This window comes from Microbacterium meiriae (assembly GCF_040686935.1).
GTDB classification, from domain to species: domain Bacteria; phylum Actinomycetota; class Actinomycetes; order Actinomycetales; family Microbacteriaceae; genus Microbacterium; species Microbacterium meiriae.
Genome location: NZ_JBFBMF010000005.1, coordinates 125,994 through 147,820, shown reverse-complemented (window position 1 = coordinate 147,820; position 21,827 = coordinate 125,994). Strand labels below are relative to the sequence as shown.

General features: G+C 71.2%; 19 protein-coding genes. 8 read left to right on the top strand and 11 right to left on the bottom strand.

The window, feature by feature from the left end; all coding sequences use genetic code 11:
- Positions 1-17 precede the first annotated feature (17 nt).
- The 3 genes from AB0P08_RS16120 to AB0P08_RS16110 are packed head-to-tail and all read left to right on the top strand — an operon-like array spanning position 18 to position 2,731.
- The gene (locus tag AB0P08_RS16120; RefSeq protein ID WP_363590527.1) at positions 18-1,313 is read left to right on the top strand and encodes an L-fuconate dehydratase; all 1,296 of its coding nucleotides are present in this window, start codon (positions 18-20) and stop codon (positions 1,311-1,313) included.
- The gene (locus tag AB0P08_RS16115) at positions 1,300-2,286 is read left to right on the top strand and encodes an aldo/keto reductase (protein WP_363590526.1); all 987 of its coding nucleotides are present in this window, start codon (positions 1,300-1,302) and stop codon (positions 2,284-2,286) included. Before AB0P08_RS16120 ends, AB0P08_RS16115 begins: the two co-directional genes overlap by 14 nt.
- Before the next feature lie 25 nt (positions 2,287-2,311).
- Positions 2,312-2,731, top strand: coding sequence for an RbsD/FucU family protein (locus AB0P08_RS16110; RefSeq protein WP_363590525.1), 420 nt, complete (start codon positions 2,312-2,314; stop codon positions 2,729-2,731).
- Positions 2,732-2,827: 96 nt separating this feature from the next.
- Here AB0P08_RS16110 and AB0P08_RS16105 read toward each other — a convergent pair whose 3' ends face one another.
- Positions 2,828-3,829 carry a LacI family DNA-binding transcriptional regulator gene (locus tag AB0P08_RS16105; protein ID WP_363590524.1) on the bottom strand — a complete coding sequence of 334 codons (1,002 nt, stop codon included), beginning with the start codon at positions 3,827-3,829 and terminating at the stop codon, positions 2,828-2,830.
- Between the two features lie 188 nt (positions 3,830-4,017).
- Between AB0P08_RS16105 and AB0P08_RS16100 the strand changes: the two genes are divergently transcribed.
- The 4 genes from AB0P08_RS16100 to AB0P08_RS16085 all read left to right on the top strand — a co-directional run bounded on the left by AB0P08_RS16100 (position 4,018) and on the right by AB0P08_RS16085 (position 8,738).
- Positions 4,018-4,887 (top strand): sugar phosphate isomerase/epimerase family protein, encoded by an 870-nt coding sequence (locus AB0P08_RS16100; RefSeq protein WP_363590523.1) that lies wholly within the window; start codon positions 4,018-4,020, stop codon positions 4,885-4,887.
- A 178-nt stretch (positions 4,888-5,065) separates the two neighbouring features.
- A complete protein-coding gene (locus AB0P08_RS16095) occupies positions 5,066-6,568 on the top strand; it encodes a sugar ABC transporter ATP-binding protein (RefSeq protein ID WP_363590522.1) in 1,503 nt (500 codons plus the stop codon).
- Entirely contained in the window at positions 6,568-7,602 is a 1,035-nt protein-coding gene (locus tag AB0P08_RS16090; RefSeq protein ID WP_025105378.1) for an ABC transporter permease, read from the top strand. The genes AB0P08_RS16095 and AB0P08_RS16090 overlap by 1 nt, the downstream gene beginning before the upstream one ends.
- 134 nt (positions 7,603-7,736) lie before the next feature.
- Positions 7,737-8,738: an ABC transporter substrate-binding protein gene (locus AB0P08_RS16085; protein WP_071329175.1), complete on the top strand. Its 1,002-nt coding sequence runs from the start codon at positions 7,737-7,739 to the stop codon at positions 8,736-8,738.
- A gap of 742 nt (positions 8,739-9,480) precedes the next feature.
- On the opposite strand, the gene AB0P08_RS16080 is transcribed toward AB0P08_RS16085, so the two are convergent.
- The 7 genes from AB0P08_RS16080 to AB0P08_RS16050 form a co-directional block, all read right to left on the bottom strand.
- Positions 9,481-9,777, bottom strand: coding sequence for a putative quinol monooxygenase (locus tag AB0P08_RS16080; RefSeq protein WP_363590521.1), 297 nt, complete (start codon positions 9,775-9,777; stop codon positions 9,481-9,483).
- Between the two features lie 23 nt (positions 9,778-9,800).
- Entirely contained in the window at positions 9,801-10,769 is a 969-nt protein-coding gene (locus tag AB0P08_RS16075) for a phosphotriesterase family protein (RefSeq protein ID WP_363590520.1), read from the bottom strand.
- Positions 10,769-11,713: a shikimate dehydrogenase family protein gene (locus tag AB0P08_RS16070; RefSeq protein WP_363590519.1), complete on the bottom strand. Its 945-nt coding sequence runs from the start codon at positions 11,711-11,713 to the stop codon at positions 10,769-10,771. The genes AB0P08_RS16075 and AB0P08_RS16070 overlap by 1 nt, the downstream gene beginning before the upstream one ends.
- Positions 11,710-12,687 (bottom strand): phosphoglycerate dehydrogenase, encoded by a 978-nt coding sequence (locus AB0P08_RS16065; protein ID WP_363590518.1) that lies wholly within the window; start codon positions 12,685-12,687, stop codon positions 11,710-11,712. Before AB0P08_RS16065 ends, AB0P08_RS16070 begins: the two co-directional genes overlap by 4 nt.
- Positions 12,687-14,177 carry a xylulokinase gene (xylB, locus tag AB0P08_RS16060; RefSeq protein WP_363590517.1) on the bottom strand — a complete coding sequence of 497 codons (1,491 nt, stop codon included), beginning with the start codon at positions 14,175-14,177 and terminating at the stop codon, positions 12,687-12,689. Before xylB ends, AB0P08_RS16065 begins: the two co-directional genes overlap by 1 nt.
- Positions 14,178-14,186: 9 nt before the next feature.
- Entirely contained in the window at positions 14,187-14,762 is a 576-nt protein-coding gene (locus AB0P08_RS16055) for a glucose-6-phosphate isomerase family protein (protein WP_025105385.1), read from the bottom strand.
- 122 nt (positions 14,763-14,884) lie between these two features.
- Positions 14,885-15,859 carry an acetylxylan esterase gene (locus tag AB0P08_RS16050; RefSeq protein WP_363590516.1) on the bottom strand — a complete coding sequence of 325 codons (975 nt, stop codon included), beginning with the start codon at positions 15,857-15,859 and terminating at the stop codon, positions 14,885-14,887.
- An 80-nt stretch (positions 15,860-15,939) separates the two neighbouring features.
- Here AB0P08_RS16050 and AB0P08_RS16045 point away from each other — a divergent pair, with 80 nt between their 5' ends.
- Positions 15,940-16,749 carry a DeoR/GlpR family DNA-binding transcription regulator gene (locus AB0P08_RS16045; protein ID WP_363590515.1) on the top strand — a complete coding sequence of 270 codons (810 nt, stop codon included), beginning with the start codon at positions 15,940-15,942 and terminating at the stop codon, positions 16,747-16,749.
- Between the two features lie 11 nt (positions 16,750-16,760).
- On the opposite strand, the gene AB0P08_RS16040 is transcribed toward AB0P08_RS16045, so the two are convergent.
- The 3 genes from AB0P08_RS16040 to AB0P08_RS16030 all read right to left on the bottom strand — a co-directional run bounded on the left by AB0P08_RS16040 (position 16,761) and on the right by AB0P08_RS16030 (position 21,821).
- Positions 16,761-17,648 (bottom strand): LacI family DNA-binding transcriptional regulator, encoded by an 888-nt coding sequence (locus AB0P08_RS16040; RefSeq protein WP_268777049.1) that lies wholly within the window; start codon positions 17,646-17,648, stop codon positions 16,761-16,763.
- Between the two features lie 68 nt (positions 17,649-17,716).
- A complete protein-coding gene (locus tag AB0P08_RS16035) occupies positions 17,717-19,978 on the bottom strand; it encodes an FAD-dependent oxidoreductase (RefSeq protein ID WP_363590514.1) in 2,262 nt (753 codons plus the stop codon).
- Positions 19,979-20,015: 37 nt separating this feature from the next.
- The gene (locus tag AB0P08_RS16030; protein WP_363590513.1) at positions 20,016-21,821 is read right to left on the bottom strand and encodes a BNR-4 repeat-containing protein; all 1,806 of its coding nucleotides are present in this window, start codon (positions 21,819-21,821) and stop codon (positions 20,016-20,018) included.
- Between the last annotated feature and the right edge of the window lie 6 nt (positions 21,822-21,827).

Below are 21,827 nucleotides of genomic sequence, written 5' to 3'. Positions count from 1 at the left end.
GCATGGAGAGGAACCCCGTGAGCCGTATCGTCGCCCTCGACACCACCGACATCCGCTTCCCCACGTCGCTGAGCCTCGACGGCTCCGACGCGATGAACCCGGACCCCGACTACTCCGCCGCGTACGTCATCGTCCGCACGGACGCCGCCGACGGCATCGAGGGGCACGCCTTCGTCTTCACGATCGGCCGCGGCAACGACGTGCAGGTCGCGGCCATCGACGCGCTCGCCGGACACCTCGTCGGGCGGGAGATCGAACCGCTGCTCGATGACATGGGCGGCACGTTCCGCGAGATCGTCGGCGACTCGCAGCTCCGCTGGCTGGGGCCGGAGAAGGGCGTCATGCACATGGCCATCGGCGCGGTCATCAACGCGCTGTGGGACATCAAGGCCAAGCGCGCGGGCCTGCCGCTCTGGCAGCTGCTCGCCCGGATGACCCCGGAAGAGCTCGTCGACCTCGTCGACTTCCGCTACCTCACCAACGCCCTCACCCGCGAGGAGGCGCTGGAGATCCTGCGCACGGCGGAGCCCGGGCGGGCTGAGCGCGAGCAGCAGCTCCTCGCCACCGGCTACCCCGGCTACACGACCAGCCCCGGCTGGCTCGGCTACTCCGACGAGAAGCTCGAGCGCCTCGCCCGCGAGGCCATGGCCGACGGGTTCACGCAGATCAAGCTCAAGGTCGGCGCCGACCTCGACGACGACATCCGCCGCTTCCGGAAGGCCCGGGAGGTGTGCGGCCCGGACTTCCCCATCGCGATCGACGCGAACCAGCGCTGGGAGGTCTCCGAGGCGATCGAGTGGGTGAACGCGCTCGCCGAGTTCCACCCCGCCTGGATCGAGGAGCCCACCAGCCCCGACGACATCCTCGGGCACGCGGAGATCGCCCGCGGCGTCGCGCCCATCCGTGTCGCCACCGGTGAGCACGCGCAGAACCGGATGATCTTCAAGCAGCTCCTGCAGGCCGACGCGATCTCGGTCATGCAGATCGACGCCGTCCGCGTCGCGGGAGTGAACGAGAACATCGCCAACCTGCTGCTCGCGGCGAAGTTCGACGTGCCGGTGTGTCCGCATGCCGGCGGCGTGGGGCTGTGCGAGGCCGTGCAGCACCTGTCGATGTTCGACTTCGTCGCCGTCTCCGGCACTCGCGAAGGCCGCCTGATCGAGTTCGTCGACCACCTGCACGAGCACTTCGTCGTGCCGACCGACATCCAGGGCGGCTCCTACATGGCTCCGACCGCGCCGGGTACGGGCATGGAGATGAAGGCCGACAGCATCGCGGAGTACACCTGGACGGGTGCGCATGTCCACGCCTGATCTGAGCGGCGTGTCCGATCGTCTGCAGGTCCCCACGCTCGGCTACGGTGCCGCGAACGTCGGCAACCTCTTCCGCGAGCTGTCCGACGACGACGCGTGGGCGGTGCTGGACGCGGCGTGGGAGAGCGGTATCCGCTTCTACGACACCGCTCCGCACTACGGCCTCGGGCTGTCCGAGCGTCGCCTCGGAGCCTTCCTGCAGACCAAGCCGCGCGACGAGTACGTGCTCTCGACCAAGGTCGGCCGTCTGCTGCGCCCGAACCCGGACCACGCCGGCGGCCTCGACACCGCCAACGACTTCCACGTGCCGGACGACCTCCAGCGCGTGTGGGACTTCTCGGCGGACGGCATCCGGACGAGCCTGGAGGAGTCGCGCGAGCGCCTGGGCATCGAGCGCATCGACCTCCTCTACCTGCACGACCCGGAGCGGCACGACCTCGACCTCGCGCTCGCCGAGGCCCTTCCCGCCCTGGAGCAGCTGCGCGCGGACGGTGAGGTGACCGCGATCGGCATCGGCTCGATGGTGTCGGACGCCCTCGCGGCGTCGGTGCGTTCCGCCGACCTCGACCTCGTGATGGTGGCCGGTCGGTACACGCTGCTGGAGCAGCCCGCCGCGGTCGACGTGCTGCCCGCGTGCCGCGAGACCGGCACCGGGATCGTCGCGGCGTCCGTGTTCAACTCCGGCCTCCTCGCCTCGAACGAGCCGCGACGGGACGGCCGCTACGAGTACGGGCAGCTCCCCGACGAGCTGTGGGAACGCCTGGTGCGCATCGCCGCGGTGTGCGCCGACCACGATGTGCCCCTGCCGGCCGCGGCGATCCGGTTCCCGCTGCAGTCCGACGTCGTCCGTTCGGTCGTGGTCGGTGGCAGTCGTCCGGCCCAGCTCCGGCAGAACGCCGAGTACGCTGCCCTGGAGATCCCGTCGGCGCTGTGGGAGAACCTTGCGGCCGAGGGTCTGATCTCCGCGTCCTGACCCCCCCCGATCGAGAGGAGCCGCCGTGCTCGAAGGAATCCACCCGCTGCTGACCGGGGAGCTGCTGCTGCATCTCGACCGGATGGGGCACTCCGATGCCGTGGTCGTCGCCGACGCGCACTTCCCGGCGTGGGGACTGGGCGCACGGGTGGTCGACCTTCCCGGGACCACGACGCCGGAGGTCGTGGCCGCGATCCGCAGCGTGCTGCCACTCGACGACGCGCCCGGCATCGACCTGATGACCTCGGCCGACGGCGAGGTGCTGGATGTGCAACGCGAGCTCATGGCCGCGGCGGGTACGGAGCTCGACACCACGCGCTTCGTCGACCGCTTCGCGTACTACGAGGTCGCGAAGGAGGCGTACCTGATGGTGCGCACGGGGGAGACGCGGAAGTACGGCAACGCACTGCTCCGGAAGGGCGTGGTCGGCCACCCCTCGGCCTGACTCCGTTCACAACTCAGGAGCTGCTTCGGCGAAAGCGGCTGGACGGGCCGTTTCGACGCGGAGCCGCGCTCTTCTCCTGAGTTGTGAACGCCGGGTTCACCGCCCGACGGTGGACTCCCGCACGATGAGTTCGGCCGGGAACGGCGTCGGCGCCGGCGGGGGAGCGGTCGGATCGGCGAGGAGCTGCAGCAGCGCGGCCCCGGCGGCGCGGCCGATCTCGTAGCCGGGCTGCCGAACGCTCGTCAGCGGCACCACGCCCTGGTGTGCGGCGGCCACGTCGTCGAAGCCGACGAGGGCGATCTCCTCCGGCACCCGGATGCCGTGGCGGAGCAGCTGCGTCAGCACACCGAGGGCCACCCCGTCGTTCGCGGCGAAGACCGCGTCCGGGCGCTCGTCCGCCGGGAGCTCGACGAGGCGTGCCCCGGCGCGGAGGCCGTCCTCGGTCGCCAGATGCTCGACGTCGAGGACGGAGACGCGGGCGTCGGTGCCCGCGACCGCATCGCGCAGGCCGGCGAGGCGGTCATTCGACTGGCTGACCGCCGGTGCTCCGAGGAACAGGATGCGGCGTCGGCCGAGGGACAGAAGGTGCTCGCCGGCCAGTCGTCCTCCGCCGCGGTCGTCGAAGGTGACCGCGGCCACGGAGGGCGAATCCCGGATGGGGCCGACGACCACCGAGCGGATCCCGCGGGTCGCGAGCTGCTCCAGCCGCGGCACGACATCTCCGCGCGGATAGATCACGATGCCCTGCACCCGGTGGGCCTCGAACATGTCGATGTTCTGCTCCTCGCGGGCGACGTCGCGGGCGCTGTCGCTGAAGAAGAGCGACCAGCCGCCCTCGCGGGCCACGTCGTCGACGCCGCGGGAGAGGTCGTTGAAGTACGGCAGCCAGGCGTCGAGGAGGATGAGGGCGAGGGCCTTGCTCGATCCCGCACGGAGCTGGCGAGCCGACTCGTTCGGCACGAAGCCGAGCTCGGCGATCGCGGCGCGCACGCGCTCGCGGCTGGCGGCGCCGAGGACGTGCGGGTGATTGAGGTAGTTCGACACGGTCGATGCCGAGACCCCCGCGAGAGCCGCGACGTCCTTCACGCTCGCGGACATGGGCCTCCTTCGGCGGTGGGGCCGTCGGTGTGCGGCCGGATGAGGCCCAGGCTAGCGGAGGACTTGTAACGTGCCAAGAAAGTTCTTGACACCCCGGTCGACGGCGACGTAGCGTGACTCGCACACCGGACTTGTAACGTGCCAAGTCCGCGCGGCGACGGTGCCGGACACCCGCCGGAGGAGCGCTCATGAACATCGGCTGCCACGGACTCGTCTGGACGGGGACCTTCGACGCGGACGGCATCCGGCTCGCGGTCGAGAAGACGAAGCAGGCGGGCTTCGACCTCATCGAGTTCCCGCTGATGGATCCGTTCTCGTTCGACGTCGCCGCCGCGAAGGCCGCCCTCGCGGAGCACGGACTCGCGGTCAGCGCCTCGCTCGGGCTCTCCGACGAGACTGACATCACCAGCGGTGACCCCGCCGTGGTGGCCGCGGGCGAGGCGCTCCTGCTCCGCGCGGTCGACGTGCTCGCCGAGCTCGGGGGCACGCACTTCTGCGGTGTGATCTACAGCGCCATGAAGAAGTACATGGATCCGGTCACGCCCGAGGGTCTCGCCTCGAGCCGTCGCACCATCGCGCGAGTGGCCGACCACGCCGCCGAGCGGGGAGTCTCCGTCTCGCTCGAGGTCGTCAACCGCTACGAGACCAACGTGCTGAACACCGCGCGGCAGGCGCTGGCGTACCTCGCTGAGGTCGACCGTCCGAACCTCGGCATCCACCTGGACACCTACCACATGAACATCGAGGAGTCGGATATGTTCGCGCCGGTGCTCGATGTGGCCCCGGCCCTGCGGTATGTACACATCGGCGAGAGCCACCGCGGCTATCTCGGCACCGGGACGGTCGACTTCGACACGTTCTTCAAGGCGCTCGGACGCATCGGCTACGACGGCCCCATCGTGTTCGAGTCGTTCTCCTCGGCCGTGGTCGCGCCTGACCTCAGCCGCATGCTCGGCATCTGGCGCAACCTCTGGACGGACAACGACGAGCTGGGTGCCCACGCGAACGCCTACATCCGCGACAAGCTCGTCGCCGTCGACTCGATCCGCCTCCATTGAGGCCGGCCGGCGGTTCGAGATCAAGATGTTATTACAGGTCTTCCCTCGCCGCCGATCGTTAGATACATTTAGATACAACTTGCACTGACCCGGGTGCAGGTCGCAGAATTGATCCGATGTTTACGGCGGAACGGTCCGCCGCAATCGCGACAGAACCTTCAAGGAAGCAGGTGAGCGCATGAGTGGACCCATCCTGAGGGTCGAGGGGATCAGCAAGGGATTCCCCGGTGTCCAGGCGCTGAAGGACGTGCATCTCGAGGTGCGCGCCGGCGAGGTGCTCGTGCTCGTGGGTGAGAACGGTGCCGGCAAGTCCACCCTGATGAAGATCCTCTCCGGGATCTACACCAAGGACGAGGGCACGATCACGTTCGAGGGGCAGGAGGTCGAGCTCACCAGCCCGCTGCAGGCGCAGGAGCTGGGGATCACGATCATCCACCAGGAGCTCAACCTGATGCCCGACCTCACGGTCGCGCAGAACATCTATGTCGGCCGCGAGCCCACCACGGGCCCGTTCCTGTCGGAGCGGAAGCTCAACCGGCAGACGGCCGAGCTGCTGCAGCGCCTCGACATCCACCTCGACCCGCGCCAGCGCGTGGGAGAGCTGACGGTGGCCGAGCAGCAGATGGTCGAGATCGCCAAGGCGCTGTCCTTCAACGCCAAGGTCCTCATCATGGACGAGCCGACGTCGGCCCTCACCGACAGCGAGGTCGAGACCCTCTTCGTCCTCATCGAGCAGCTCAAGGCGCGCGGCACCGGCATCGTCTACATCTCGCACCGCATGGACGAGCTGCGCCGCCTCGCCGACCGCGTGACCGTGCTCCGCGACGGCACATACATCGGATCACTCGACAAGTCCGAGATCACGATTCCGACGATCATCGAGATGATGGTCGGCCGCGTGATCGACGAGGGCACGCGTCCGCAGGCGCGGGAGCATCTCAACGACCCCATCGTGCTCGACGTGCAGGGGCTCTCCACGCGGAAGCTCCTCAAGGACGTGTCGTTCCAGCTGCACAAGGGCGAGATCCTCGGATTCGCCGGCCTCATGGGCGCCGGCCGCACCGAGACCGCCCGTGCCGTCATCGGCGCCGACCACCGTGACGGCGGCACGATCACGATCGGCGGGCGCACCGTCCGCATCGCGCAGCCCGCGGACGCGGTCAAGCACGGCGTCGGCTACCTCTCCGAGGATCGCAAGCTGCTCGGCCTCATGCTCGAGCAGGACGTGACCTTCAACACCGTGCTCGCGTCACTCGGCTCCTACGCCAACGGCATCGGCTGGATGGGCGACAGCAAGGCGAAGAACAGCACCAAGGAATACGTCCAGCAGCTGCGGGTGAAGACCCCCTCGGTCAACCAGGTCGTCAAGCTCCTCTCCGGAGGGAATCAGCAGAAGGTCGTCATCGCCCGGTGGCTGATGCGCGACTGCGACATCCTCATCTTCGACGAGCCGACGCGAGGCATCGACGTCGGTGCGAAGGAGGAGATCTACCGCCTCATGCAGCAGCTCGCCGACGCGGGCAAGTCCATCATCGTCATCTCGTCGGAGCTCCCCGAGATCCTCCGGGTCGCGAACCGCATCGCCGTGTTCGCGAACGGCCGCATCACCGGGACGCTCCGCAACGAGGAAGCCAGCCAGGAGAAGATCATGCAACTCGCAGCCCACGGGGAGGAAGACTGATGAGCACCCCACAGCAGTCCGGATCGTCGACGACGACGATCATCCAGACGGCCGTCAACGAGGACACCGACAAGCGCGACGTCGCCGGGTTCCTCAAGCGGCAGTTCCAGCAGTCGCTCGCGTTCGGCACCCTGATCGTCCTGGTCATCTTCTTCTCGATCGCCAGCCCGAACTTCTTCACCTTCAGCAACATCGCCACGGTGCTGCTGTCCACCGCGGTCATCGGCATCCTCGCCCTCGGCACGACGTTCGTCATCATCACCGGCGGCATCGATCTGTCGATCGGCACCGGCATGGCGCTCTGCGCCGTGATGACGGGTGTGCTCATCACCAACCTGGGCCTGCCCGTGTGGGTGGGTGTGCTCGGCGGCATCGCGACCGGTGTGCTCATGGGGCTGGTCAACGGCGTGAACATCACCTTCCTGCGGCTGCCTCCGTTCATCGCGACGCTGGCCATGATGATGATCGCCGGCGGCCTCGCCCTCGTCATCTCGAACGTCGCGCCGATCTACTTCTCCACCTCGGCTCCCGACTTCAAGAAGATCGCGCTCGGCGTGCTCATCCCCGGCATCCCGAACGCGGTGCTCATCACCGCGGCCCTCGCGATCGTCGCCTGGCTCGTGCTGTCGAAGACACTCCTCGGCCGGTACACGTTCGCGATCGGATCGAACGAGGAGGCCACGCGCCTCTCCGGCGTCAACACGCGCCGCTGGACGATCCTCATCTACATGTTCGCCGGCGCCTTCACCGGCATCGCGGGCATCGTGATCGCCGCCCGCCTCGACTCGGCCCAGCCGCAGATCGGCACCGGCTACGAGCTGCAGGCCATCGCGGCCGTGATCATCGGCGGCACCTCGCTGCTCGGCGGCCGCGGCTCGATCCTCGGCACCGTGATCGGTGCGCTCATCATGAGCGTCCTCGTCAACGGCCTCCGGATCATGTCGATCCAGCCGGAGTGGCAGAACATCGTCGTCGGCGTCGTCGTCCTGCTGGCCGTCTTCCTCGACTCGCTGCGCAACCGCCAGCGCACCTGAGACACGGCGGCGGCGAAACCCGTGCCCGCCGCCGTCCCCGGCTCCGGCCGGATCCCGCGGAACCCTCCGCACAGGCACCACGAATGTCCACCCGCCGGTCCTGGCCGGCACCCACACAGAACAACGGAGTTTCCATGAAATTCGGCAAGAAGACCGCATTCGCGGCACTCGTGGCCGCATCCGCGCTCGTGTTCGCCGGCTGTGCCGGCGGCGGCGACGTGATCGAAGAGGGCTCGGGCGGCGACACCGGCAGCAGCGACGGCGAGATGTACATCGCCATGGTCTCGAAGGGCTTCCAGCACCAGTTCTGGCAGGCCGTCAAGAAGGGCGCGGAGGAGAAGGCCCAGGAGCTGGGCGTCAAGATCACCTTCGAGGGCCCGGCCGCCGAGACCGAGATCGCGCAGCAGCTCGAGATGCTGACCGCCGCGATCGACAAGAACCCGGACGCCATCGCCTACGCCGCCCTCGACCCCGAGGCGTGCGTCGCCCCGCTCGAGCAGGCGAAGTCGAAGGACATCCCCGTCGTCTACTTCGACGCCCCGTGCAACGGCGACGTCGGACTCAGCCTCTCCGCGACGGACAGCAAGGTCGCCGGCGCGCTGGCGGCCGAGCACATGGCCGAGCTGATCGGCGGCGAGGGCGAGGTCGCCATCGTCGGTCACTCGCAGATCAACTCGACGGGTGTCGAGCGTCGCGACGGCTTCGTCGAGAAGATCGAGGCGGACTACCCCGACATCGAGATCGTCGACATCCAGTACGGTGACGGCGACCACCTGAAGTCGGCCGACATCGCCAAGACTCTCATCGCGGCGCACCCCGACCTCAAGGGCATCTACGGCACCAACGAGGGCTCGGCCATCGGCGTCGTGAACGCCGTGAACGAGCTCGGCCTGGAGAAGGGCAAGATCACCATCGTCGGCTTCGACTCCGGTGCAGCCCAGATCAACGCCATCAAGGACGGCACGATGGCCGGCGCCATCACGCAGGACCCGATCGGCATCGGCGCCCAGGTCGTGCAGGCGGCCTACGACGCGGCCAACGGCGACGACGTCGAGGAGTTCTACGACACCGGTTCCTACTGGTACGACAAGAACAACATCGACGACGACAAGATCGCCGCGGTCCTCTACGAGTGACCCGCACGACGGAGCCCCTCGCCTTCGGGCGGGGGGCTTCGTCGTGTTCAGTGGTGTTCCGGGTCCGTGATCCGTGATCCGTGGGCCGTGGGTCCGTGGTCCGTGGGTCCGTGGGCGATCGGCGGTCCGATTGCACGACCCCGGGGCGGATGCACGATCGGACCCCCGGTTTCCTCGTGCACCCGTCTCGGGATCGTGCAGATGAACAGGGTCCGGGGTCGGGTCGGGTCGGTCTGGGTCTGGGTCTGGGTCTGGGTCTGGGGTCTGGGGTCTGGTCTGGGGTCTGGTCTGGTCTGGGGATGGGACCGAGGGCGGGACCGAGGGTGGGACCGAGGGTGGGACGGATGCACGACGCGGGGACCGATGTGTGACCGGGTGGGCGGTTCGGTCGTGCCGTCGTGACAGGGGTGTGCAGGTGAAACCGGATGGCCGAGTGGAGTCGTTCGGCCGGGGACGGTGAGCCCAAGGTGCGGATGCACGACGCGGGGACCGATGTGTGACCGGGCGAGCGGTTCGGTCGTGCCGTCGTGACAGGGGCGTGCAGGTGAAACCGGAGGGCCGAGCGGAGCTGTGCCGCACGGGGGACGGTCAGCCGGGGGACGGGGCACGACGAAGACGGATGCACGACGGGAGGACAGGGGCACGACGGGGAGGCCGGAATGGGCGTGCGGGCGTGGCGAGGTCGTGCAGGTGAAACAGGGAGACGGAGAGGGGAGACGGAGACGGAGGGGGGTCAGGGGGGTCAGAGGGGGCGGAGGAACGTGAGGATCGAGGTGGGCTCGACGATGAGTTCCTGGAGCGCGGCGTTGAAGGGGGCGCCGGCGGGCGCGTGGAGGTGGGCCTGGAAGGCGTCCTCGTCGCGGTAGACCTCGTAGACGAAGAAGCGGTCGGGGTCGTCGACGAGGCGGTGGGCCTCGAAGACGATGTTGCCCTCCTCGGCGCGGACGACCTCGGCGAAGTCCCGCAGCAGTGCCGCGACGCGGTCGGCGGCCCCGGGCTGCGCGGTGAAGACGGCGTGGAGGACGGTGGGTTCGGGCATGACGACTCCTCGGGTTCGGGTGGTCAGGGGCGGAGGGTCAGGAAGCGCGCCGGCGTCGTGACGAGCATCCGGTGCACCGCGTCATCGCCGACGGCTTCGCGGAGTCGCGGGAGGTAGCGGTCGCCGAGGTAGGCGAGACCCGGCATGCCGCCGTAGGCGATGTACCGGGTGCGACGGGCGACGTCGCCCCCGAGCAGGATCCGGTCGCCGGCCCCGCGCTCGACCACGGCGACCGTGAGCGCCAGCAGCTCCGCGTCGGACCGGGTGCGCGGCCTGGCGAAGCCGTCGTAGCCGAGGTGGGCACCGCGCTCGGCGAGCGAGACGTGCAGACCGGGGTCGGGGTCACGGTCGGCGTGGGCCAGGACGACGCGATCCGCTGCCACCCCCTCGGCCTCCAGGAGGTCGAGCACCTCGTGGGCCGCGGTGCCGAACTCCAGATGCACCATGACGGGCGCTCCCGTCTCCCGGTGCGCCCGGGCGATGGCGACCAGTGTCGTCCGCTCGAACGGGCTGATGCGCCAGTAGTCGGCGCCGCCCTTCAGCATCCCGGCGCGCACGGGCTCCCCCCCAGGGCCCGCGGCGAGGGGCACGTCGGGCGTCTCGAACACCGCGGCGTCATCCGCCGGCATCCCGCGCGTGAGGTCGGACACGAACAGGGCGGCCAGGCGGTCGGCGCCCCACACCTGAATCGGGTGGTCGGGGCCGTAGTGGGCCTCACGGTGTCGACCGGTCGTCGCGACGACATGCAGCCCGGTCGCGGCGCTGATGCGGGCGACAGCGGCGGGGTCGCGGCCCAGGCCGAACGGCGTGGCGTCGACCATGGCCTCGAAGCCGCTCGCCCGCAGGAGGCCGGCCTCCTCGCCGGACGCGGCCTCGTCGTCGAGCTCGTCCCCGACCAGCAGCGGCGACACCTGGAACAGGTGCTCGTGGTAGTCCACGCGCCCGAGCTGCGACGGGTCGATGTCGCCGAGGACGGTCCGCACGGCGGGCATCAGCGCACCGACTCCGCAGCCTCCGCGAGGCGCTCGACGGTCTCGGGCGTGAGGTCGAGGTCGAACACGTCCGCCACGACCTGCGACCAGCCGTGGATGAAGTACCGCCACCCGTCGACCACGTGCAGCGCGCGATCGTCCTCCTGCGCCTCGGCCTGGTGCAGGAACTCCAGCGAGCCGCGGTAGTTGAACTCCCACACGTACGCGCCCTGGGGGAAGACGACGGCGTCGGTCAGGGGCGATCCGGGGCGGTCCTTGCCGAGCCCGGTGGCGTTCGCGATGACCGATGCCGCAGGGGCGGCCGTGACCAGAGCGTCGGCCTCCTCCGGCGTCTCGGTGACGACGTAGCGGAGCAGTCCCTCGGGGGTGCCGTGCTGGCGGTGCACTTCGCGGAGGTGGTCGAGCTTGTCCTGGGTGCGCGCGGTGACGGTGATGAGCCCGGGGGCGTCGTCCCGCTCGGCGAGGGCCCAGCTCAGCGCGGTGCCCGATCCGCCCGCACCCAGGATGACGACCTCGGCCCCGGTGCGCGCGAAGTGCTCGGCGGGGAGGAAGTCACGCAGCGCCAGGTCGACCGTGATCGGGTCCTTCGCGCGGCCGGACAGCGTGGACCCGCGCTTGGCGATGCTCGAGATCTCGGCGCAGGACACGGCGAACGGGTCGAGCTCGTCGAACAGGTCGGACGCCGCCGCGTACACGTTCATCTTGTGCGTGGTGACCAGCGCGCCGCGGTGGTGCGGGTCGTCGCGGATCTGCTCGACCATCGCGCGGTACTGGGCGGGGTCGGCATCCATCGGCAGGTCGTGGCCGACGAGGGTCCGGGTGGGGAGGCCGAGGATGTCGGCCCACAGCGGGAACACCTTCATGATCGACGACGAGGCGGTGGTGACGCCGACGAAGCCCATGTAGTCGGCGGTGGCGGGGGCGGACGTCGCGGCGGTGGTCATCGGTTCTCCTCGGGGGCGGACGCGGGGACGGGGACGAGGTGGGCGGGGTCGGCGCCGCGGAGGACCGCGATCACGTCGTCGAGGGACAGCGCCCCCATGTTGTCGACGGCCTGGGTGGTCTGGGCGCCGAGGTGCGGGGTGACGATGACACGGTCGGCGAGGTCCGCGGCGAGCAGGGGGCTGTCGTGCGCGGCGGTGTCGCCGTCGAGCGTGTCGGCCGCGTACCCGGCGAGGATGCCGTCGCGGAGCGCGTCGGCCACGGCCTGCTCGTCCACGAGGTCGCCGCGGGCGGTGTTGACGAGCACGGTCCCCGGTCGCATCCCGGAGAGGCGGTCGGCGTCGACGAGCTGCTGCCCGCCGGGGGCGTGCAGGGTGATCACATCGGCGGTGCGGAACAGGTCGTCGAGGTCGACGGGCTCGGCGCCGCGGTCCCGCACGAGGTCGGCGGGCAGGAACGGGTCGGAGGCGAGCAGCCGCGGACCGAATCCGCCCAGTCGCCGCGCGACCCCCTGGCCGATCCGCCCGAAGCCGACGATGCCGACCGTCGCGGCGCCGAGCTCCCGTCCGCGGCGCACGGTCCAGTCACCGGTCCGCACCCGGCGGTCGCCGTCCGGGATGGTGCGCAGGGCGGCGAGCATGAGGCCGACCGCGTGGTCGGCCACCGCGTCGGCGTTCGCGCCGGGGGTGTTCGTGACCGGGATGCCGCGCTCGCGTGCCGCCGCGAGGTCCACCGCCTCGATGCCGACCCCGTAGCGCGCCACGACCTTGAGCTTCGGGCCGGCGGCGAGGTGCGCGTCGGTGACCGGTCCGGTGCCGGCGATCCAGGCGTCGGCGCCATGCAGCAGCACGCGCAGCTCGTCGAGGTCGTGATGCGCGGGTCCGCGGAGGATACGGTGTCCGGCCTGCGCGGCGCGCCCGACCAGGTCGAGGTCGCCGTCCGAGAACGAGCGGCTCGTGACGAGGATGACGCCCATCAGTGCGGCCTTCCGGCGAACCACGGCGCGAGGGCCGTGTAGGCGTCGGTGAAACGCGCGTGGCGCTCGGCGTAGACCGCATGCCGGTAGGGGTCGGGCGTGAACTCGGCGGTGACCTCGCTGAGCGCTCGGGCGGCGGAGAAGTCGGTGAGGCCGAGACCGACGGCTCCCGTGACCGCGGCACCGAGGCTGTTCGCCTCCTCCACGATCGTGCGGCGTCGCACCGGCACGCCCCACACGTCGGCGAGGACGGCGAGGTAGACGTCGCTCTGCGCCCCGCCGCCGACGGCGTCGATGCGGTCGATCGTCGCGCCGGCCTCGCGGAACGCCTGGATGCAGGTGAGGAGGTTGAACGCCGTCCCCTCCAGGACCGCGCGCACGAGGTGGGCCCGCCCGTGGTGGCGGGCGAGACCGACGAAGGCCCCGCGCGCATCCGGGTCCCACAGCGGGGAGCGCTCGCCGAGCAGGTAGGGGAGGAAGTAGAGGTCGTCGGTGTCGATGTCGCTCGCGGCCTCGGCGACGAGGCGCCCCGTCTCCGGGTGCGCGGGGTCGACGGAGAGGGCTTCGGCGATCCACTGCACCGAGGCGCCGCCGGCCTGCATGGTCGCGGTCGGCACGAACGACGCGGGCACGACATTGTCGAACGTGAAGGTGCGCATCGCGGGGTCGTGCAGCGGGGCGTCCGCTGCGAAGGAGATCCACGAGGAGGTGCCGAGGCACACGTAGGCGCCGTCCTCCGGCGCCACGACGCCGGAGCCGACCGCGGCGAGCGGTCCGTCGCCCCCGCCCATCACGACCTGGACGCCGGTGTGCAGCCCGAGCGCCTCGGCCGCGGCGGGCGTGAGCGGGCCCGCGATCTGCGTCGACTCCAGGATCTCGGGGAAGAGGGCGGGATCGAGTCGCGCGGCCGCGAGGATCTCCGGCGACCACGTGCCCGCGACCTGGTCGTACGCATTGGTGCCCGAGGCGTCCGAGCGGTCCGTGGCGAGCCGCCCGGTCAGCCGCAGCACGATGAAGTCCTTGGCGACGCACACCCGGCGCACGCGCTGCCACACCTCGGGCTCGTTGTCGCGTACCCACATGATCTTCTCGAGGGAGTAGGTGGGGTTCAGGCGGTGGCCGAGGATCCCGTAGGCGCGCTCGGCGCCGACCGCCGCCTCGAGCTCGCGCTGCTGGGCGCCGGCGCGGGTGTCCGCCCAGATGATCGCGGGTCGCGCGGGCTCGCCGTCGGCGTCGAGCAGCACGGCGCCCATCATCTGTCCGCTGACCACGAGGCCCGCGACCTCGGCGGCGGCGGTGCCGGTGCGCGCGAGGAGGTCGCGGGTCGCCGTGACGACCGCGTGCCACCAGTCGGCCGGGTCCTGCTCGGCGACGCCGCCGGCCGCGAAGTGGGCCGGGTACGGCACGGTGACCGCGGCGATCAGGCGACCGTCGTCGTGGTGCAGGGACGCCTTGTTCCCGGTGGTGCCGAGGTCGTGGGCGATGATCATGGCCGGAGCCTATTCCGCGTAGGGGCGCAGGTCGACGCCGGACTCCGCGCGGAACGCCCGCGAGCCCATGCCGTGCTCCAGCACCCAGCCGTAGTCGTGGCCGGCGCCGCCGGGGTACACGGCGAGGAAGGAGTACGGCTCATCGCCCGTGTTCACGGAGCGGTGCGCCCAGCCCGGCGGGATGTAGCCGATGGTGCCCGGGAGCATGTCGAGCCACTCGGTGCGCTCGCCGTCGAACATGAGCAGTCCGCCGCGGCCGTGCAGCGCGAGGTAGATCTCGCCCTGATGGTCGGGGTGCTGGTGGCCCTTGGTCATCCAGAGCTCGCCGCCCGTGTCGCCGGGCATGATCGTGGTGATCGACTGCGGCAGCTCCCGCTCGATCTCGGGGACAGGGGAGCTGACGACCGTGTAGACGATCGGGTCCTCGCCCGCGGCGGCAGCCGCCCAGGCGTCGTGATCGCGGAACAGGCCCTCGAGGTCGGACATCCGCCGGGTCAGGGTGGGGCCTTCGGGGGAGAGGGTGAGCTTCTCGGCGTCGAAGGCGATCGCCATCGGGGAGATCGGCGGGGTCTGGTACTCGGGCATCCATGCTCCTCGAAACGGGTGCTGCGTCGTCGCGCAACCTGTAATGACAAGCTCACTGTACCTGTTATGACAGGTTGCGTCCAGTGCTCTCCCGCGCGCGAAGAGCCGCGCATGCGGCGGTCTCAGCGGGCAAGCACGCGCTCCAGATGTGCGCGCCCGTCGCGGATCGCGGCCGCCGTCACGTCGTCCCACCCGGGATACTCCGCATGGCCGGCCGGAAGCACCGCCAGCTCGAGATCGCGGGCCCCCGCGGCGACCGCGAACTGTCCCTGCGGCGGCACGTACTGGTCCCAGAGAGCCGCCTCCACCCGGACCGGTACCTCCGCGAAGCCGATGCTCGTGGAGGAATCGAACCAGCGCAGCGCCTCCCGTGCCTCGGGGTGGCGCTGCACGTGCTGACGCACGGTCTCGCCGCTCCCCAGGCATGGCACCGCCAGCCGTTCGTCGTACTGGCCGAAGCTCGGCACGATCAGGGTGGCCCCCACGAACCGGTCGTCCCACGGCAGGGCGAGGGCGCCGATGCCGCCGCCGAAGCTCTCCCCGACGTAATAGAGAGGAAGCGCGCCGACGACCGAGACGAGGACGTCGGCCGCCAGCCACAGGTCGCGCGCGCAGAGGCCGAGCACGTAGCGCTCCGGATCGTCGATGCCCGCGAGCACGTGCTCCGGGGTCGGCTCGGGTGCACCCACTCCCGCGTTCAGCACGCCGAGTCCGCGGGCCACGGGATAGATCGCCGCGACGTCGTCCGGCACCCGGGCGAGGTCGACCGCTTCGCGTCCGCCGTACCCGTGTCCGTGCACGACGCCTGCGCGGGGCGTGCCGTGGAGGGGCTCGACGACCCAGGCGCGCAGTCGCACGCCGTCGACGCCGGCATGCTCGACGACGGAGACCCGACGGCCCTGCTCCTCGGAGGTGGAGAGGACGACGGGGTCCGCGTCCACCGCGGCGGCCTCCCGCCGCCAGCGTCGCCAGCGGTCGACGAACCCGGGCGGCGCGGGCACCGGGAGCACGGCACGGAGGTCGGCTTCGGTCCGGCCGTAGCTGCCGTCGAAGGCGGCATCGGGGAACCAGGTGGCGTAGGGCTCGGGGAAGGTCATGCGGGCTGAGGGATCCTGTTCCGGGAGTGGGGCGGGCGGGGGTGCGTGGCAGACTGGAGGCTCCATCGGAAGGAGACCGCGTGCTGGTCACGGAACGCCGCGAGCGCATCCTCGCCCTGACCCGCGATCGCGGTACCGCCTCCATCGTCGAGCTCGCGGCGACGCTGCAGGTGAGCGAGATGACGGTGCGGCGCGACATCGATCAGCTGGCCGAAGAGGGTGCGGTCGAGCGCATCCGCGGCGGCGTGCGGGCGCGAGGTCATCAGCGCCTGGCTCCGGCTCCCGCGGCCTCGGCCGAACGACGGGCGATCGTCACGGCGGCTGCGGACCTCGTCGAGCCGGGCATGGCCGTCGGCATCTCCGGCGGACCCACGGCGCTGGCGCTCGCGCGGGAGCTCGTGCGCGTCCCGGAGCTCACGGTCGTCACGAACGCACTGCCGGTCTCCGACCTGTTCTCGCCGCCGGACCGCGCGGACGCTCCGTACACGCAGACGGTCGTGCTCACCGGGGGCGTGCGCACGCCCTCGCAGGCGCTCGTCGGGCCGGTCGCCGTCCGCGCCCTCGAGCATCTGCACTGCGACCTCGTGTTCCTCGACGCCCACGGCCTCGACGAGCAGGCCGGCATCACGACCATGAACCTGCTGGAGGCCGAGACCAACCGGGCGCTCATGGCTGCGGGGCGGGAGGTCGTCGTCCTCGCGGAGCACAGCCGCTGGGGCGTGGTCGGACTCACGACCGTCGCCGACCTCAGCGACATCGACCGCCTCATCACCGACGACGGCCTCGACGACTCCGCGCGGGAGCTGCTCGCCGCCCACGTCGGTACCCTGCACGTCGCGCCGCGCGACGGCGGCGACGAACGTGCGCTCGCGACGGTCCTCGCGGACTGAGTCCGCCGCCGTCATCGGGCCGTGCTCGCCCGCGGGATCAGCCGGGCGCCGACCGTCACGTGCCGCACCGGGAGATCGGCTCCCGGGGGCGCGGCGATCTGCCGTTCCAGCTCGGTGAACGCGGCGTCCACGAGGCGGGCGTGGTCGGGGGCGATGGTGCTGAGGGCGGGGACGGCGAAGCGTGCGGCGCGGATGTCGTCGATGCCGACGACGGCGACGTCTCCCGGCACGTTCCGTCCCTGGGCCTGAAGGGCGGCCAGGGCGCCGAGGGCAACGGAGTCGTTCGAGCAGACGATGCCGTCGAGGTCGGGGACCGCGGCGGCCATGGCGCCCGCCACGCGCTCACCCTCCTCGGCCGTGAAGGCGTCGACCTGCGCCGTGAGTGCGGGATCGGCGGGGATTCCGGCGGCGGCCAGCGCCTCCAGGTATCCGGCATGCCGACGGTCGGCGGCGTCCGACGGGCGGGCATCGCGGCGACCGACGAAGGCGATGCGGCGGCAGCCGACCGCGAGCAGGTGCTCCGTGGCGGTGTAGGCGGCCGCCCGGTTGTCGATCGTCACGTGCGTGAACGGGCTCACCTGGATGTGCTCGCCGAGCAGCACGAGCGGCCCGGGGGAGGTGCGGCGCGTGAGGTCGGCGACCGTGAGCGAGCGCGGGATGTGGATGAGCCCGTCGATGGGTGGCAGGCCGACGCCGTTGGCGACGTCGATCTCGCGGCCGTGGTCGCCCTCGGTCTGCACGATGAGCACCGCCAGGCCCCGGTCGTCGGCACCGCGGACGATGCGCGAGCCGAGCTCCGCGAAGTACGGCTCCTCCAGATGCGGCACCGCGAGCGCGATGAGCCCCGTGCGGGTGGCCCGCGCGACGGGGAGCACGCGGCCGCCGGGCGAGGTGGTCACCTGCGGCCTCCTGGAGGGACGACGGTCTCCGCCGGGACGACGGATGCCCTTCACGTTAGCGCCCTCCGTCACGATTGCACTCGGAACGCGATCACGCGTGCCTCCGCGACGCCGTTCGTCCGCTCCACCACGAGGCGGGCGGCCGTGAAGGCGCCGAGGTCCGCCGGCAGCGGATGCACCCGCAGGCGATGGCGGTTGTCGCGCTCCTCGGCCACGGTGCGCCACTCGTCCGAGCCCTCCGGCTGCACCTCGACCCGGTAGTCGCGCACGAGCTGGGGCAACACCTCGTCGGGGCTGCGGTGGTGATGCAGGGTGTTGAGCTCCAGGTCCACGTCGTCGTCGAACACGAGACGGATCTCGGATGCCGTGACCGGCTGCTCCCAGTCCAGGCGCAGCCACTGCGGGCCCTCCGCCTCCGGGGCGGACGCCCACAGGTGCGGTCCGCCGAACGGACGGTTGTAGCCGGAGACGGCGCGCTCCGGCGCGACGGCCTCGGAGTCCGGGGCCGTGCGGAACGCGGGCACCCGGCCGCGCAGCGGCTTGGTCGGCCACTGCACGAGGAGGCCGTCGCGGTCGACCTGCACGTTGCGGTCGTCGTTGTCGACGCGGTGCACGAGGGTGAGCACCCCTGGCGGCAGCTCGGAGGCGAGCTGCACGTGCACCTGCGGGTTCGCGCGGAGCACGATGATCGCGTTCTGCGGGTCCTCCGGCGCGAAAGGTGTCTCCGCCCGCACCCAGGACGGACCACCGGCGGGGACGTCGATCACCGTGCGGTGCTCGAGCATCGCGGGCACGATGTTCTGCGGCCGGCCCGTGGACCAGACCTCCACCGTGACCTGCGTGTCGGCCTCGGCGCTGAGCAGGAGCTCGGTGGTGTCGAGGCGCGGGTGCACGGGGACGACGATGCCGAGGTCGTCCGTCAGGGTGTGCGGGGTCGCCGCGGCCACCGTGCTCGCCGGGGTGCCGATCGTGCGCAGGGTGCTGGACGCGGTGACGGCGGCGGTGCGGGCGAGGTCGGAGGGATCCTCGTTCGCGACTCCGATGAGGGAGGCGTCGGCGCGCAGCAGCGTCTGCCGGAGTTCCGCACGGTGGTTCTCGTACAGCTCCCGGGGCGTGGCGTCGTGGGCGTAGCAGAGGGCGGCGGCGGTGCCCGCGGCCTCGCCCATCGCCGCGCATGTCGCCATCACCCTGGCGGCACCGAAGGCGATGTGCGTGGCCGAGATGTCGCGGCCCGCCATGAGCAGGTTGTCGACGTTGACGGAGTACAGCGAGCGGAACGGGATCTCGAAGACGCCGTCCGAGAAGCGCTGCACCGCGCCCGCCCCCGTCGCATACATGCCCTCGGCGGGATGCAGGTCGATGGACCAGCCGCCGAACGCGATGCCGTCGTCGAACGACGTCTGCTCCAGGATGTCCTGCTGGCGCAGCGTGTAGTCGCCGATGAAGCGCCGATACTCGCGCTTGCCGGGGATGTTGCCGATCCATTCCAGTGTCAGGTTGTCGGCGTCGAACTCGCCGGAGTTCTTGATGTGGTCCCAGATGCCGAGGATCACCGCCCGCAGCTCATCGCGGATCGCCTCGTTGTCGTCGACGATGTCGAGCGTGCCGCCCCACTCGATCCACCAGTAGTGCGCGCCGCTGTCGCCGCTGCGGATGATGCGCGACGAGGGGATCGGGGTGGTCGAGATGTCCTTCGCGCTCTCCGGCGCGACGTACTTCACCGGGTGCCCGAGATCCTTCGTGTAGAAGAGGAGCGTCGAGCCGAGGAACTCGCGCACGGGCTGCTCGGGCGCCCAGTCCTCACCGAACTCGCTGCGGCTCTCCTTGCCCAGCCGGTGCCGGGCGCCGACGAGACGGCCGACCAGCCCGTCGCCCGTGCAGTCCAGGAAGAGGGGCCCGCGGAAGACCGTGCGGATCTCGGAGCCCATCGTCCAGCCGGTGACCGACCGGACCCGACGGGTGTCGTCGGGTCCGGTGGCCTCGGCCTCGAGTACCTCCGTGTTGAGGAACAGCGTGAGGTTGGGCTCGCGGCGCACGATGTCGAGCACCACGTCGTCCCAGTACACGGGGTTGCCCTCGGGGTTGCGGAACTGGTTCTCCCGGTACATCTCGCCGATGATCCCGGTCTCCCGCGCCCACCGCTGGTTGCCGTGGGCGGTCGCTCCGCACACCCAGACCCTCACCTCCGACGAGGAGTTGCCGCCGAGTACCGGCCGGTTGTTGATCAGCACGGTACGTCGGCCGAGGCGGGCGGCCGCGACGGCGGCGCTCACTCCGGCGAGGCCGCCGCCGACGACGATGATGTCGGCTTCGACGGTCTGGGTGCGCATGGGGATGGGTTCCTTTCGGGAGGGGTGGTGGTGCCGCTCAGCGCGCGGCGATCGCTTCGATCTCGTAGACGCGGGCGACGTCGGTGGCGGAGTCGGACGGGTCGGTGATGAGGAGTCGCACGGCGTCGGCGGTCCGTCCCTGGGCGTCGACGACGACCGTCGTCTTCGTGTTGCCGGTGATGGTGCCGACAGTGACCCAGCCGCCGGCGGTCCGGAGCTGCACGGTGAAGTCGCGCAGCACCGACGTCTGCGGCGGCCCGACGGTGTAGCCGCTGCGCACCCGGACGACGTCGAGCGGCGCGGCCTCGTCCCACGCCACCGTGATGGTCGGCTGGGTGTCGGAGGCCGCCGAGATCCACCGGCTCGCATCCGTGCACCCGCCGTCGATGGCCTTCTCCGGGCCGGTGTCGGCGCGGAGCTGGGACGAGGCGGTCGCGGTGCCGCCGAGCGCCAGGTTCTCGCCGCCGGCGTCGCCCCGGAGGGAGGCGACGATGGCGGAGAGGCTGGTGGTGCCGGCCTGGCCGTCGCGCGGGATCTCGGCGTGCCGCAGCGTCCCGCCGCCGGGAACAGCGGGGGCGCTGAGGTAGACCACGTCGGTGCCGTCGGCACGGGTCGCCGCGCGGAGCCGCTGCTGGCCCACGACGGGGTCGCCCACGGTGTCGGCGGTCCATCCGGAGGCTCCGGCGGTGAGCAGCACCGTCTGACTGCGGGTGATGCCGCAGTCCTGCACCGACACCACGGCGTAGACGCGGGTCTCACCGCCCGCGGTCGTCGTGTCGAGGGCGGCGATGGTCTGCACGCCGCCACCCAGGGCGTCCGTGTCCACGAGGGTCTCACTCGTCCAGGCCGAGCCGGTCCAGGTCGCCCATCGCACGTCGAAGGCGTTCTCCGTCTCATCCGCGTACCGGTAGGTCACGCCCACGAGCTCGCCGTCGGCGAGGGCCATCTTCGCGGTCTGCACTGCCGGCACGGCGTCGCCGATGGTCTCGCCGGGCTCGTAGCCGCGCCACACGACGGCGCCGGGGGTGTCCGGGCGGATCGGGGTCGGCAGCGCCTGCCCGGCGACGTCGCGGAAGCCGCCCGTGGCCGGGTCGTACACCGCGTACGAACCGAGGTGACGGTAGGGATCGGCGGGCCACGGACCCCACTCCCACAGCACGTGCACCTTGCCGTCCGCGTCGACCTCGAGGTCGTCCGGGTAGAAGGAGTGGTTCACGGCCGCGGCGATCGTGGTCTCCCGGCTCCACGTCCCGGCAGCGGGGTCGTAGTGGTACAGCACCCCGTCGCGGCGGGCCTGCGGGTCGGCGCCCACCCGCACCATGAGCCAGATGTCGCCGTCGGCGCCCTGCGCGGTGACCGGGTAGGAGATCGCGGCGCCGGCGTCGGGCATCTCGGCGCTCACGTCGACGAGCGAGGTCGCGTCGTAGGGCACGGTGGAGCGGAAGTACTTCCACGGTTCATGGTGCATCGAGACGAACGCATGGATGTAGCCGTCGCCGTCGATCGCGATGGACGGCTGGTTGTGGCCGTTGTCGTCGAGGTACTCCGCGCAGGCCCCGGAGGCCAGCCGCAGGCAGCCGGAGGTCCACGTGCCGTCGGCGGCGCGGACGGCCAGGTTCACCTGGTGCTTGGTCGCCGCCGAGCCGGGCACGTTGTAGGCGAAGTACGTCTCGTCGCCGTCGACGACGAGCGGGTTCCACCAGCCGGACTGATTGGAGCTGTCGACCGTGACGGGCACGGTCTCGACGTCGGGGGTCGCGGCGGCGGCCGGAGCCGGCGCGGTGAGGACGAGTGCGGTGAGGGCGGCGGCAGCTGTGGCGCCGGCCTTCCAGCGGAGGGTCATGGCGAT

Excerpts from the sequence above, each read along its gene's own strand:
- AB0P08_RS16035 (WP_363590514.1), bottom strand. The coding sequence starts at position 19,978 with ATGCGCACCCAGACCGTCGAAGCCGACATCATCGTCGTCGGCGGCGGC.
- AB0P08_RS16055 (WP_025105385.1), bottom strand. The coding sequence starts at position 14,762 with ATGCCCGAGTACCAGACCCCGCCGATCTCCCCGATGGCGATCGCCTTC.
- AB0P08_RS16070 (WP_363590519.1), bottom strand. The coding sequence starts at position 11,713 with ATGACCACCGCCGCGACGTCCGCCCCCGCCACCGCCGACTACATGGGC.
- AB0P08_RS16075 (WP_363590520.1), bottom strand. The coding sequence starts at position 10,769 with ATGCCCGCCGTGCGGACCGTCCTCGGCGACATCGACCCGTCGCAGCTC.
- AB0P08_RS16090 (WP_025105378.1), top strand. The coding sequence starts at position 6,568 with ATGAGCACCCCACAGCAGTCCGGATCGTCGACGACGACGATCATCCAG.
- AB0P08_RS16080 (WP_363590521.1), bottom strand. The coding sequence starts at position 9,777 with ATGCCCGAACCCACCGTCCTCCACGCCGTCTTCACCGCGCAGCCCGGG.
- AB0P08_RS16105 (WP_363590524.1), bottom strand. The coding sequence starts at position 3,829 with ATGTCCGCGAGCGTGAAGGACGTCGCGGCTCTCGCGGGGGTCTCGGCA.
- AB0P08_RS16100 (WP_363590523.1), top strand. The coding sequence starts at position 4,018 with ATGAACATCGGCTGCCACGGACTCGTCTGGACGGGGACCTTCGACGCG.
- xylB (WP_363590517.1), bottom strand. The coding sequence starts at position 14,177 with ATGATCATCGCCCACGACCTCGGCACCACCGGGAACAAGGCGTCCCTG.
- AB0P08_RS16115 (WP_363590526.1), top strand. The coding sequence starts at position 1,300 with ATGTCCACGCCTGATCTGAGCGGCGTGTCCGATCGTCTGCAGGTCCCC.
- AB0P08_RS16085 (WP_071329175.1), top strand. The coding sequence starts at position 7,737 with ATGAAATTCGGCAAGAAGACCGCATTCGCGGCACTCGTGGCCGCATCC.
- AB0P08_RS16050 (WP_363590516.1), bottom strand. The coding sequence starts at position 15,859 with ATGACCTTCCCCGAGCCCTACGCCACCTGGTTCCCCGATGCCGCCTTC.
- AB0P08_RS16065 (WP_363590518.1), bottom strand. The coding sequence starts at position 12,687 with ATGGGCGTCATCCTCGTCACGAGCCGCTCGTTCTCGGACGGCGACCTC.
- AB0P08_RS16095 (WP_363590522.1), top strand. The coding sequence starts at position 5,066 with ATGAGTGGACCCATCCTGAGGGTCGAGGGGATCAGCAAGGGATTCCCC.
- AB0P08_RS16030 (WP_363590513.1), bottom strand. The coding sequence starts at position 21,821 with ATGACCCTCCGCTGGAAGGCCGGCGCCACAGCTGCCGCCGCCCTCACC.